This is a genomic window from Kordia sp. E (assembly GCF_056033805.1).
On sequence record NZ_JBRASR010000002.1, the window covers coordinates 480,537 to 493,691 of the forward strand.

Consider the following 13,155-nt stretch of genomic DNA (forward strand, 5'->3'; position numbering starts at 1 on the left):
GCTGATCTATTTTATATCAATTTTATCACCTAAAAATTTAGGTTGTTTACCAATAATTAAATCTAAACACATAGCAACACGCGCCAATAATTCTCTAGCTTTTACTTTGAAACCATTGCGCCCACCAACATTTTTTGCATTGAAACCGACTGCGTTTATCCCTTTGGCTTTTGCAATGGCAATAGCGCGTTCATTGTGAAATTGTTGCGAAATGATGGTAATGTTTGCTTGCTGAAATATTTCTTTACTTCTAATCACAGAATCTAAGGTTCTAAATCCTGCATAGTCAAGAATAATTCGCGATTCAGGGATTCCGGCAGCAATTAAATCTTCTTTGAACGTTGTTGGTTCATCATAGGTTTTACTTCCATTATCTCCACTTACCAAGATATAACTAATCTTTTTTGCTTTGTATAATTTTACAGCTGCGTTAATTCTGTATTTATAGAATAAATTTATATTTCCATTTTGCAGATACTTTCCAGTTCCTAAGAGCAAACCAACTTTGTTTACAGGGATTTCAGCCGTTGTATTAAACGTTTTCCCTTTGGTACTGATTTCAACATATGCATTACAACAAACGATTCCTATTAGTATTAAAAGAAGACTTATTCCAATTCGCTTTGCCCATTTTTTCATAATTATAAAGATACTTTTTATTCCATAAAAAAAGCACCAAACGAATCCGTTTGGTGCTTTTATATATTTTAACTTGAAATTTTACTTAGTCTGCAAGTACAATTACTCTGTTGTCTTTCATTTCAATAGTTCCAGAGTTGATAGATAATGTTAATACTTTATCATCATCATTGTGAGGAACAATACGTCCGTGTAAATCATCTAATTCTAAATGACTTTGCGTGTGCGTATGAATTTTAACGATTCCTTCTTTTAATAGAGATACAATTGGTGCGTGACCATTTAACATTTGAAATTCTCCATTAATTCCTGGAACAGCTACAGAATCTACTTCTGAACTAAATAAAGTCGCTTCAGGTGATACTATTTCTAAATACATATTTTTCAATTATGAATTATGAATTAAGCTTCTGCTAGCATTTTCTCTCCAGCTTCAATCGCTTCTTCAATTGTTCCTTTTAAGTTAAAAGCAGCTTCAGGTAAGTTATCTAATTCTCCATCCATAATCATGTTGAATCCTTTGATAGTTTCCTTGATATCTACTAATACACCTTTAAGTCCTGTAAATTGCTCTGCTACGTGGAAAGGCTGAGATAAGAAACGTTGTACACGTCTTGCTCTACCTACGGCCATTTTATCTTCTTCAGATAATTCTTCCATACCAAGAATTGCAATAATATCTTGTAATTCTTTGTAACGTTGTAATAACTCTTTTACACGTTGTGCACAGTCATAGTGCTCATCTCCTAAGATGTCTGCTGTTAAAATTCTAGATGTAGAATCTAATGGATCTACCGCTGGGTAAATACCAAGTTCAGCAATTTTACGAGACAATACTGTTGTTGCATCCAAGTGAGCAAACGTTGTTGCTGGTGCTGGATCCGTTAAATCATCTGCAGGTACGTAAACCGCTTGTACAGATGTAATAGAACCTTTTTTAGTTGATGTAATACGTTCCTGCATTGCACCCATTTCAGTTGCTAATGTTGGTTGGTATCCTACCGCTGATGGCATACGTCCAAGAAGTGCTGATACTTCAGAACCTGCTTGTGTAAAACGGAAGATGTTATCTACGAAGAAAAGTACATCTTTTCCTTGTCCATCTCCAGCTCCATCACGGAAATATTCTGCAATTGTTAATCCTGATAAGGCAACACGTGCACGTGCTCCAGGAGGCTCATTCATTTGTCCAAAAACGAAAGTCGCTTTAGATTCTTTCATGATGTCTTTATCTACTTTAGATAAATCCCATCCACCTTCTTCCATTGAGTGCATAAAATCATCACCATACTTGATAATTCCTGATTCTAACATCTCACGTAAAAGGTCATTTCCTTCACGAGTTCTTTCTCCTACTCCTGCGAATACAGAAAGTCCACCGTGTCCTTTTGCAATATTATTAATTAACTCCTGAATCAATACTGTTTTACCTACTCCGGCTCCACCAAATAATCCAATTTTACCACCTTTTGCGTATGGCTCAATTAAATCAATTACTTTAATACCAGTAAATAAAACTTCTGTAGAAGTTGATAAGTCTTCAAATTTTGGTGCTTGTCTGTGGATAGATAAACCGTCATCACCTGTTTTAGGCAATTCTCCTAATCCATCGATAGCATCTCCAATAACGTTAAATAATCGACCGTATACATCGTCGCCAATAGGCATTTTGATTGGATTTCCAGTAGGAAGTACATCTGTACCTCTACTTAGACCATCTGTAGAATCCATAGAGATTGTACGAACAGTATTTTCACCAACGTGAGACTGTACTTCAAGTACTAATTTTGTACCATCAGCTTTCGCTATTTCTAATGAATCGTAAATTTTTGGAAGTTCGTTCCCAGCGCTGAATTCTACATCAACAACAGGACCTATAATTTGTGCAACTTTACCTGTAACTTTTGACATTACTTAAGTGTTTAATGTTTAGGTTATTAAATACTGAAAAATGGATTTCATATTTTATGCTAAAACATGACCTTTTTTCGCGGTGCAAAGATATATTTTTTTACTTAAAACAAATAGTCTTTTCATTATGTTTTTTTAGAATTCTGAAAAATATTTTATTTCTACACGTATTCATAGGCTTTACAAGTAGTTCAGATTTTCACTACAGATTTTTATTTGAAGACATCTTTATATAACATCTGCAAATTTATTTCTATATTTCAAGCATCAATATTGCAATTCAATACAACCTTTTATCTTTACTTCCCCCAATTTATTTTACAATACGCTTAAGTGGCGCTAAGTTTAAGAATGAAATTTTGATCGTTACCACATGACCAAAGCATCGACTATTTTTTTAAAAAAACTTTCGGAAGGAAAACAAGAAGATATCATTTTATTGTATCAAGAAGTTTTCCCAAAGATTGAGCGTTTTGTATTGCGCAATAATGGTTATGCGTCAGATGCAGATGATATTTTTCAGAAAGCATTGTTGCAACTTATTGTTCGCTATAGAAAAGAAGTTTTTGAGATTACAACTTCTTTTGATGCTTATTTTTTTAGTGTGTGTAAAAATTTATGGAGACGAGAATTGAATGCTTCAAAGCTTACAGTAAACAATCTTGAAACGATTGAAAATTTGAGCGACACTTCAAATACAGCATTTGCAATTGTTGAACAAGAACGCTACGAATTGTTTTCGGAAAAATTAGCTTCTTTATCAGAGAACTGCATGAACATCTTGAAGCTGTTTTTTGTAAAGACTTCTTACGAAACGATTATGCAAAAATTTGATTATACTTCTGAGAATGTTGTAAGGCAACGTATTTTTAAGTGTAAAAAACGATTGATTGAGTTGATTCAAAAAGATAGCCGCTACACTAATTTAAAAGACTTATGAAGATGGAAGACGATATATTGATTGAACAGTTTTTACGAAATACACTTTCCAAGGAAGAGAGAGCTTCTTTTTTAGAACGAATGAAGTCAGATGATGCTTTTAAAGAACAAGTGCAACTGGAAGAACAATTAGTGAACACGTTAGGAGAAACCTATTGGAGTTTTGCTCATAACGACTCACATGCTAGAGTTGAAGCGTATAAAAAAATGCTTGAGAGTGCAGAAACTAAACAATTGAAAGAAAAGATTGCTGCAGCTATTCAACAGTATAAAGACAAGCAAATTGTTAAGCAAAAACCAAGTCGTATTTTTAAGTTGCGTTTTATCCTTAGAATTGCAGCATTGTTTTTAATTTTCTTTTCCATATTCTGGTATTTTTCTAAAGATGAAAAAATAGATTATGATGCTTTGACAGCAAATGCATGGAATAAGAATGTTGGATTAGATTTTACATTGAGAAGCAATCCTTCTGATACTATTAAAATAGATTTAGAGAAAGCGCTCAATTTTTATAAAATGAAACAATATGATAATACACTTATCGTACTTGAAAAATATACTGCTTCAAGCAATCAATATAAAGATGTTTTGATATTGCGCGCTTTGGCAAATTATAAATTACAGAAACCAAAAATTGCATTTTCCTCCCTAGATAGTTTAAAAGTATATAATCCTGATGTTGCTAATTGGTATAAAGGACTTATCCATTTAGACCAAAAAAACCATGAAAAAGCAGCATTGTACCTAGAAATACCTTCTGAACCAAATCAAGAAATTAAACTTAAATAATAGATGAAGAAGATTATTTGTTTTGTATGCACGTTCTTTTTTATAGGAACGCTTATTTACGCACAATCAAAAGATACAAGTGCAAAAAGTTATTTGGAAAAAGGAGAACAGTTATTGTTTTACGGAAAGTATGACGAAGCAATTTTGGAGTTTCAAAAAGCGCTCACAATATCAACGAATTCAAATGATTACGCAGATGTTGCGACTTCTTATAATGGATTATCGCAAGCATGCAATTACAAATCACAATCGAAAGAAGCGTTTCAATACGCACAAAAAGCATTACATTTTAGTAAAAAAGATGAAGCACTTGGCAAACGCGCAAAAGCAAATGCACTGAACAATATGGCTATTGCTCAGGGAAAAATGCGCAATCCGGAAGAAGCACTCAAAAATCACACAACTGCTTTAGAAATTCGACTAGCTCATTTTAAAGATGAAAAACTACAATTAGCACGTTCGTATTTTAATGTTGGTGTTGCTTTTCATCATAATAGAAATCTGGAAGAAGCATTAAAAAAACTAGATGCTGCTTTAGCAATTGAATTAACTGATTCGCCACAAAAAACAATTCTCCATGCAGATATTTACCAAGCTAAAGGATATTTACAGTATGATTCAGGGCAGATGGATACAGCATTTTCATTGTTTCAAAAAACTGTTGATTTAGCTCAAAAAGTCTATGAAAATGATCATCCATATTTCGGGAAAGTCTATAATAGTTTAGGCTTAATTTATTCCAACAAAGAAGAATTTAACAAAAGTCTGGAGTATTATAAAAAAGCACTGAGTGTTAGTATTAAAAATTATGGTGTAGACAATCACGATGAGCAAGTACGCATTCATTTTAATATTGGCACTATTTATCAACGACAAGGTTTAACAGAAAAAGCGTTGTTTCACACACACAAAACCTTGGATTTAGGAGCGCGATTTTATGGCGCTGATCATCCAAAAATGTCTCTTCCGTATAGTCAACTCGGAACTATTTATGGTGACGAAAGAGGCATTCCATATTTAAAAAAAGCAATTGGTATTTGCCTAAACGCGCCAAAAATAAATTATGTAATGTTGACTTTTCAGTACGAATATCTTTCACATATTTATTATCAACTTAAAAACTACACAGAAGCACTCAAGTACAATGAAAAGTCATTAGCAATTCGGCAAGCTCGCGGAGATAAGAATATAAATACGATTCGTAATTATAATAATATTGCCAAAATTCATGTAGCTATGAAGGATTTTGACAAGGCTTTATTGTATAATCAAGAAGCACTTGAAAGTAATCATCTCACCAAAATAACAACTACAAACCGATTTTCGGTTTCGAGTTATGTAAATAGCGATTTGCTACTTGAAACCCTAAAAACCAAAGCTGATATTTTATTGTTATTGTTTGAAAAAACTAATAAACTAGCATATTTAGTAGAAAGTAACGCGTTTTATAAAGAAGCTGCTTTGTTTATTAATATGGTCCGAAAATCAAAACAAAATCATCAAGATAGGATTGTCTTTTCTGAAATCGTAAAAGCTGTGTATGCAAAAAACGTACAAACAACCGTAATGCTTCATGAGCTAGAAGATACTTCTATTTCGTTGGAGAATTCATTTTATAGTTCCGAAAAAAGCAAAGCGCATGTATTGCGAGAATTGTTAAAGAATGCAGCAGCAAAACGCAGTTCCAATCTTGATAAGAACATTCTAACATTAGAAAAAAACATAAACATTGAACTTGCCCGATTGCAATCAAATATTTTAAAAGAAGCTAACCGAAAGGAAACTGATTCCGTAAAGTTATATGCATTAGAAGGATTGTTTTTTGATGTTTCTAAACGAAAAGATTCACTTGAGAAAAGTATTGAAATTGCGTTTCCAACTTATTATACTTCTGAATCTAAAGACTCCATCATTCAACTCGAAACACTTCAAGAAAAACTAAATGATAGTACTACACTTTTAGAGTTTTTTAAAAGCAAAAATCACTTATATGCTTTTATCATTTCTAAAAACACATTTCATGTAGAAAAATTAAAAGTTGATAGTTTAGATTCCAAAATTGAAGAGTTTAATACTGCGATTATTTCCAAAGACCAAGAGAAGTTTACACAAAATGCATCGTATTTATATAGACAGTTACTTGCACCAATTAAAAAACATTTTGTAGGTAACGAATTGATTATTATTCCTGATGAATCACTTTGGTATTTACAGTTTGATTTATTGTTGACAGAAGATTCAAAACACACTAAAAAACCAGCTTATTTGCTATATGATTACGCTATTAGTTACGCCAATTCAGCAAGTTTATTGTTTGAAGAAACTAAAATAAATGATCTAGATAATTTACAAAATGATTGTATTGCGTTTTCATACACGAGTAAAGATAGCATTCAAAAAAACACAAACGTTATTGCATTATCAGATTTACGAAATTCCAATATTGACTTACCTGGCACTAGAAAAGAAATTACAGAAATTTCTAAAATTTTAGAAGGCTCTTATTTTTATGGTTCTAATGCCAACGAAACAAATTTTAAGCAATATGTCGCTAAATTCAAGATTATACATTTAGCACTTCATGGAGATATTGACAATCAGAATTCAAATAATTTAAAAATTTATTTTTCTGAAGGAAGCGAAAACGAAGATGACCAATTATTTGGTCATGAAATATACAATTTACAGATTCCAGCGAGTTTGGTAGTTTTGAGTGCGTGTAATACTGGAAACGGTACTATTAATAAGGCAGAAGGTATTCAAAGTTTAGGAAACGCGTTTCAATACGCAGGCGCGAAAAGTTTATTATTAAGTAGCTGGGAAATTTCAGATAAAACGACGCCTGAATTTATGGGTTATTTTTATAATCATATTAAAGCAGGTTTGCCTAAACATAAAGCCTTACAACAAGCAAAAATCGATTTCCTTCACCATACAGATCAGTTTACGAGCGCGCCATTTTATTGGGGAAGTTTTTATGTGTTAGGAAATACTGATCCTATTATTTTTGAACCACATACTACAATTATACCAACTATTTTGATTATAGCTGGCATCTTTCTTATACTGATACTTTTATATGTTTTTAGACGATTTTGGAGAAAAGCCCAATTCAAGCCTTAACAATTCAATAAACTTTCTCAATATAAAATATTGAGTGCTTTCAAAATATTTTTTACCAAAAAAAGTATTATTCACTATTATTCAAAATAACATTTAAACGAGTAAAAATCAGTTTCTATTTTTCATTTTCTTTGCTTGCCCAAAGAAAACGAAACAAAAGAAAAGGCACTTTTCCAGAGGTATTTTTAGCCGAAAAAGCTAAAACCGTAAATCTTTCTCTAAATTTTCTCCAAGGTTTCAAAAATTTTTAACGAGAAAGTTTTACTACACTGCGGAAAAGAACAAAACAAGATTACTTGACTCTTCATTTAACTTTAAAAGTTAAAGTTTTTCTTTTTTTGAAAAAAAGTCAAAAAAACTGGGTAACAAATCTGTTTTTTCTGAACTATAAGATATGGGGATCTTTTGTTTTATATCGAAAAATAGAAACACACACGTTACAAGCACTCTTTTTAATACCTTTTTCTTTCTTTTCGATTTACTTAAAAAAAGTATTCCTTCACATTATTTCAATACCGAAACCAAACAATTCTATTATATCCCCTTTCCCACATTAAAACCAAATAAAGTATTGCTAACTACTACACAGCAGTATTTTCAAAACAATATTCTTTCGCGAAGAATAGACACACTAGTGAGTGTCTTTAAATGTTCACTTTTAAAGTTAAATTTTACAATTTTATATTATGAAAAAAAGAAATCTTAAATCATTAAAACTTAACAAAAAATCAATTTCAAACTTTGACAACAGTGAAATTATTGGAGGAACTGGCGTAACTAACGTTTTTGAATGTCCTTCTATATTAGTAAAACCTCATTGTTTTTCACGTCCGTCTGACTATTCAGCATGCAACTGTCCATCAGCAATATGCTAATTGGAATTTTGCAAAAACAATAAAGCAAATTAGAATTGCTTTTCTATAAAAAAATAGGCTACCAAATTGGTAGCCTATTTTCATTTTTATAAAGTATATTTTTTATTTAGTTAATTACCCAAGAAATATAGTATTGAGAACCGATGGTTCCAACTCCTGGTGCACTAACATATTCGTGTCCTAAAACGTTAGCCGCTCCTAATTTGAACGTTGACTTTTTGTAACGATAGTTTACTTGTACATCCACTAATGAACGTGCAGATACGGTTCCGTCAGCAAATGTTGATTCCCATAAGAAAGCATCATTCCATCTCCAGTTAAGGTTGAATCCAAAGTTTTTGAAAAGGTTTCTGTTTCCAAAAGACGCTTTTACTTTGTGCTCTGGCGTATTGAAGTTTGTTTCAAAATCTGGATCACTTGCCTGATCGAAATCAAGTTTTGCGTACGTATAGTTTACACCAAAATCATAATCTCCAAATAGTTTAGTATTTACTCCAATTGCCACACCATATGAATTAATGTCTGCATTAGAGTTTGAGTATAATTGAAAAGGTGTAAAATCACCATTTCCTGCTGCAATTAATGCATTTGGAGTTGGCGCTCCACCAACTGGTGTTAAATCTGTAATATCTGAAAAATCTACATTACCATAGTTAGGAACAATTACTGTTCTGTTCGCAATGAAGTCTTTGTATAAGTTGTAATATGCACTCACATCTACAGAGATATTGTCATATACAATTCCACGATATCCAACTTCAAAAGCAGTTACTTGTTCTGGCTTTACAAACTCTACATTCGCTTGTTGTAACAATGCTGGATTTGGCGCTCCTGCTGCTGCACTTGCTCCAAATGCCTGGAATGATGAAAGTGTATATGAGTTATTGTATGCATCATTTCCTGAAAGCGTTACTGTTCTGTCTAATCCAAATGCTTCTAATCCTGCTGGGAAATTGTTTGTAATTGGTCGTGTTGTATAACGATCTAAGTTATCTGGAGCCGATCCTACTAAGATTGCGTTTCCAACATCTAAACCAATGTATTGATCCTGTGTAGTTGGGTTACGGAATCCTGATTGGGCAGATGCTCTAAAGTTGTGTTTTTTAGCTTCATCTGGAGAGAATACTAATGATAATCTTGGAGAAATGTTTCCGTCAAAGTTTTGTGCTTTGTCATAACGAATAGATCCAGTGAATTTCATTTTATCCTCCCAAAACTTTTTCTGAACTTGTACATACGCACCATATTCGTCATATCGAATTGGTCCGTCATAATCTGTAAAGATTGTTCCTTCAGAGTTTAATACATATTCACGGTACGATCCACCAACTTGAATATCGGCAAAATCGATTAAGTGTGAAAAGTTATAGTTTACATCAGAGTGATATAGTTTTGTATTGTCAATAAACTTAGCTCCTGTAAGTAAATCTCCATCTGCTGTTACTGTATTTAAAGCTGAGCGGAATCCTGCTGTTCCTGGTTGAAGACGACCTGTATCTGCCAATCCTCTTGCAAACGCATGCGCTACATCTGGGTTTCCTGGTGTTACTCCTGGAATTGCACCTGTGATAGCTCCTAAATATCCTGTAGCATATTCTGTAAACCATTGCTGATCTGATTTCCATCTTCTGTTTACGTTGATCGCTGCAAAACGTGTATCATACGAGTTTCCTGCTTTTTCAGCAGTTACATAACCTCTTATAAAGAAGTTGTTGTTACGAATTTCTAATTTGTGCTGTTGCATAAAGAAATCCTTGATAGAGTATCTGTTTGCTCCTTGATAGATAGTATTTCCTCTACCAATTTTAGAATTCCATATGATTGTGAAGTCGTCAGCAAAAGGCTTGTAGTGTAATGCTAAATCCATTTTTACACTTTCCGCATCATAATCCATTAGGTCACGCTCTTCATAACCCGTTCTAGAGATTGCTGCAGAACCAAATGTTCCTGCTGGCGCACCAGATAAAGCATCAAAATTTAAGGTTGTAGAAACCTCATCTCCGTATATGTTTAGTCCATTAAAGTTTGGATCACTTTGTCTGTTTCCTTCAATTGCATTCCCTGTTGTAGCATCGTAGTTTGTATAGTCTGTTGCAAACCACTCTGTACCACTTAAGAATGAGAAAGAAGCTTTTACTGCTAATTTATCGGAAAATGCATATGCACCTCTTATTCCGAAATCAATAAAATTATTATCACCTGCATTTTCAGAAGATGTCATTCCAGTTTTTGCATAGAAACTAAGTCCTTGTTTTTCATATGGATCTTTACTACGCATAAACATAATTCCGTTAAAAGCATTTGCTCCATATAATGCAGAAGATGCTCCTGGAAGTAATTCTACTGTTTGTACGTCTAGTTCAGACATTCCTAATAAGTTACCTAAAGCAAAGTTTAAGGCTGGTGAAGAGTTATCCATTCCATCTACTAGTTGCATAAATCGAGTATTAGCAAACGTAGCAAAACCTCTAGTATTTACAGATTTGAATGTTAAACTGTTTGTATTAACATCCACACCTTTTAAATTTTCTAAAGCATCATAATAACTTGGAGAAGAAGAGTTTTTTATAGCTCTTGCATCCATTCGCTCCACAGTTACTGGAGATTCACGAATTCTTTCAGGTGTTCTTGAGGCAGATAATACAATTTCATCTAGCTCTGTTCCTTCTTGAAGAACGATTGTTACTTCTTCATTGTTTTTTGTAATTTCTACTGTTGAAGAATCAAAACCAACACTAGTTACGCTGATTTTAAAAGGTGGTTCTTGATTTACCTTTAATTTAAATTTACCATCGAAATCGGTGCTTGTTCCTGTAGAAGATCCTACTACGACAATATTTACGCCTGGAATCGGATTGTTATTGCCATCAACAACTTTTCCGCTAACATTGGTTTGTGCAAATAATCCGACACAAACCAACATAGCTAAGATTGATAGATATGCTCTCATAAGTCTTTTTGGTTTAGTTATTATGAGAACAATATACACTTTTTTTGAGGTATCTCTAAAAAAAGTGTTAATATTTTAAAGTTATTCTACTGTTACCGATTTTGCTAAATTTCTCGGTTGATCTACATTACATTCACGCATAACAGCAATATAATACGACAAAAGCTGCAATGGAATTGTAGTTAATAATGGCGTTAATAATTCTAATGTTTCAGGAATTTCAATAACGTAATCTGCTATTTTCTTGATAGATTTATCGCCTTGCATTACGACAGCAATAATTTTTCCTTTTCTAGATTTAATCTCTTGAATGTTACTTACTACTTTGTCATAGTGACCTTTACGTGTAGCAATAACTACTACTGGCATTTGCTCATCGATCAATGCAATAGGTCCATGCTTCATTTCTGCTGCTGGATATCCTTCTGCATGGATGTATGAAATTTCTTTTAGTTTTAATGCGCCTTCTAATGCTACTGGGAAGTTATATCCTCTTCCTAAGTATAAGAAGTTTGTAGCATCTTTATAGATGTTTGCAATCGTTTTTACATGATTGTCTGACGTCAATGTTTTTTCAACTTTAGCAGGAATTGCGTCCATTTCAGATAAATACTGATGAAATTCTGATTTAGAAATTGTTCCTTTTTTCTGAGCTAATTTTAATGCGATTAGTGTTAATACAGTAATTTGTGTTGTAAATGCTTTTGTAGAAGCAACTCCAATTTCTGGACCTGCATGTGTATAGGCTCCAGCATGTGTTTCTCTTGAAATAGATGATCCAACTACATTACAAACTCCAAATACAAAAGCTCCTTTGCTTTTTGCAAGTTTGATAGCAGCCATTGTATCTGCAGTTTCTCCCGATTGAGAGATTGCGATTACTACATCATTTTCAGTGATCACAGGGTTTCTGTATCTAAATTCAGAAGCATATTCAACTTCAACAGGAATTCTTGTTAAGTTTTCAAACACATATTCAGCCACTAATCCTGCGTGCCATGATGTACCACATGCAACGATTAATATTCTGTTTGCATTTAAGAACTTTTCAATATTATCATCAATTCCGGCCATTCTAATAATACCATCATTGGCTAACATTCTTCCTCTGAACGTATCCAAAATTGCTCTTGGCTGCTCATAAATTTCTTTTAACATAAAGTGATCGTAACCACCTTTTTCAATTTGCTCAAGGTTTAATTGTAATTCTTGTACGTATGGATCAACTAAAGAATCATCTTTAATTTTACGAACTTTTACTTTTTTACCTCTACGAACAATTGCCATTTCTTCATCTTCAAGATAAATAGCATTGTTTGTATATTCAATGAATGGAGATGCATCAGAAGCGATGAAAAATTCATCTTCTCCTACTCCAATTACTAACGGACTTCCTAAACGTGCTACTACAATTTCGTCTGGTTTGCTTTTATCAAACACTGCAATTGCATATGCTCCAACTACTTGGTTTAAGGCAATCTGAACTGCTTTTCCAAGTTTTACGTTTTCGTTCTTTTTTACATCCTCAATTAAGTTTACTAAAACTTCTGTATCTGTATCTGAGTGAAATACATATCCTCTATTGATTAACTCTTGTTTTAATGGCTCATAGTTTTCAATGATTCCATTATGAATAATTACTAATTCACCTGAGTTAGAATAGTGTGGATGTGAGTTTACATCATTAGGCTCTCCATGAGTAGCCCAACGTGTATGCCCTATAGCTAGCGTTCCTTCATTAGAAATTTCTTCTTTTACACGTTTTTCTAAATCAACAACTTTTCCTTTTGTTTTGGATAGTTTTATGTTTTTACCATCATAAATAGCAACACCTGCACTATCATATCCTCTGTACTCAAGTCTTTTTAATCCTTTTAGCACTACAGGATATGCTTCTCTATGACCTATATAACCTACAATTCCGCACAT

The 13,155-nt window shown here is 33.0% G+C and carries 9 protein-coding genes; 4 read left to right on the forward strand and 5 right to left on the reverse strand.

Annotation, left to right across the window (positions count from 1 at the left end; translation table 11 throughout):
* Positions 1–6: 6 nt before the first annotated feature.
* The 3 genes from ACUUYC_RS05155 to atpD form a co-directional block, all read right to left on the reverse strand.
* Positions 7–639 (reverse strand): SanA/YdcF family protein, encoded by a 633-nt coding sequence (locus ACUUYC_RS05155; RefSeq protein ID WP_474264404.1) that lies wholly within the window; start codon positions 637–639, stop codon positions 7–9.
* Between the two features lie 85 nt (positions 640–724).
* Positions 725–1,018, reverse strand: a complete 294-nt coding sequence (locus ACUUYC_RS05160; RefSeq protein WP_474264405.1) for a F0F1 ATP synthase subunit delta/epsilon — start codon at positions 1,016–1,018, stop codon at positions 725–727.
* Between the two features lie 23 nt (positions 1,019–1,041).
* The gene (gene atpD, locus ACUUYC_RS05165; RefSeq protein WP_474264406.1) at positions 1,042–2,550 is read right to left on the reverse strand and encodes a F0F1 ATP synthase subunit beta; all 1,509 of its coding nucleotides are present in this window, start codon (positions 2,548–2,550) and stop codon (positions 1,042–1,044) included.
* A gap of 373 nt (positions 2,551–2,923) precedes the next feature.
* Here atpD and ACUUYC_RS05170 point away from each other — a divergent pair, with 373 nt between their 5' ends.
* The 4 genes from ACUUYC_RS05170 to ACUUYC_RS05185 all read left to right on the forward strand — a co-directional run bounded on the left by ACUUYC_RS05170 (position 2,924) and on the right by ACUUYC_RS05185 (position 8,276).
* On the forward strand, positions 2,924–3,490 hold the full coding sequence (locus ACUUYC_RS05170; protein ID WP_474264407.1) for an RNA polymerase sigma factor: 567 nt from the start codon (positions 2,924–2,926) through the stop codon (positions 3,488–3,490).
* A 2-nt stretch (positions 3,491–3,492) separates the two neighbouring features.
* Complete coding sequence (locus ACUUYC_RS05175; RefSeq protein ID WP_474264408.1) at positions 3,493–4,278, forward strand: hypothetical protein; 786 nt, start codon at positions 3,493–3,495, stop codon at positions 4,276–4,278.
* A 3-nt stretch (positions 4,279–4,281) separates the two neighbouring features.
* Positions 4,282–7,401, forward strand: a complete 3,120-nt coding sequence (locus ACUUYC_RS05180; RefSeq protein WP_474264409.1) for a CHAT domain-containing protein — start codon at positions 4,282–4,284, stop codon at positions 7,399–7,401.
* Between the two features lie 686 nt (positions 7,402–8,087).
* Complete coding sequence (locus tag ACUUYC_RS05185) at positions 8,088–8,276, forward strand: hypothetical protein (protein ID WP_474264410.1); 189 nt, start codon at positions 8,088–8,090, stop codon at positions 8,274–8,276.
* A gap of 106 nt (positions 8,277–8,382) precedes the next feature.
* Here ACUUYC_RS05185 and ACUUYC_RS05190 read toward each other — a convergent pair whose 3' ends face one another.
* Entirely contained in the window at positions 8,383–11,226 is a 2,844-nt protein-coding gene (locus ACUUYC_RS05190) for a TonB-dependent receptor (RefSeq protein ID WP_474264411.1), read from the reverse strand.
* Positions 11,227–11,307: 81 nt separating this feature from the next.
* Positions 11,308–13,155 carry a glutamine--fructose-6-phosphate transaminase (isomerizing) gene (gene glmS / locus ACUUYC_RS05195; RefSeq protein WP_474264412.1) on the reverse strand — a complete coding sequence of 616 codons (1,848 nt, stop codon included), beginning with the start codon at positions 13,153–13,155 and terminating at the stop codon, positions 11,308–11,310.

What these genes read in the sequence shown, in the direction of transcription:
- ACUUYC_RS05160 (WP_474264405.1), bottom strand. Translation starts at nt 1,018, where the DNA reads ATGTATTTAGAAATAGTATCACCTGAAGCGACTTTATTTAGTTCAGAA.
- ACUUYC_RS05170 (WP_474264407.1), top strand. Translation starts at nt 2,924, where the DNA reads ATGACCAAAGCATCGACTATTTTTTTAAAAAAACTTTCGGAAGGAAAA.
- glmS (WP_474264412.1), bottom strand. Translation starts at nt 13,155, where the DNA reads ATGTGCGGAATTGTAGGTTATATAGGTCATAGAGAAGCATATCCTGTA.
- ACUUYC_RS05190 (WP_474264411.1), bottom strand. Translation starts at nt 11,226, where the DNA reads ATGAGAGCATATCTATCAATCTTAGCTATGTTGGTTTGTGTCGGATTA.
- ACUUYC_RS05155 (WP_474264404.1), bottom strand. Translation starts at nt 639, where the DNA reads ATGAAAAAATGGGCAAAGCGAATTGGAATAAGTCTTCTTTTAATACTA.
- ACUUYC_RS05180 (WP_474264409.1), top strand. Translation starts at nt 4,282, where the DNA reads ATGAAGAAGATTATTTGTTTTGTATGCACGTTCTTTTTTATAGGAACG.
- atpD (WP_474264406.1), bottom strand. Translation starts at nt 2,550, where the DNA reads ATGTCAAAAGTTACAGGTAAAGTTGCACAAATTATAGGTCCTGTTGTT.
- ACUUYC_RS05185 (WP_474264410.1), top strand. Translation starts at nt 8,088, where the DNA reads ATGAAAAAAAGAAATCTTAAATCATTAAAACTTAACAAAAAATCAATT.
- ACUUYC_RS05175 (WP_474264408.1), top strand. Translation starts at nt 3,493, where the DNA reads ATGGAAGACGATATATTGATTGAACAGTTTTTACGAAATACACTTTCC.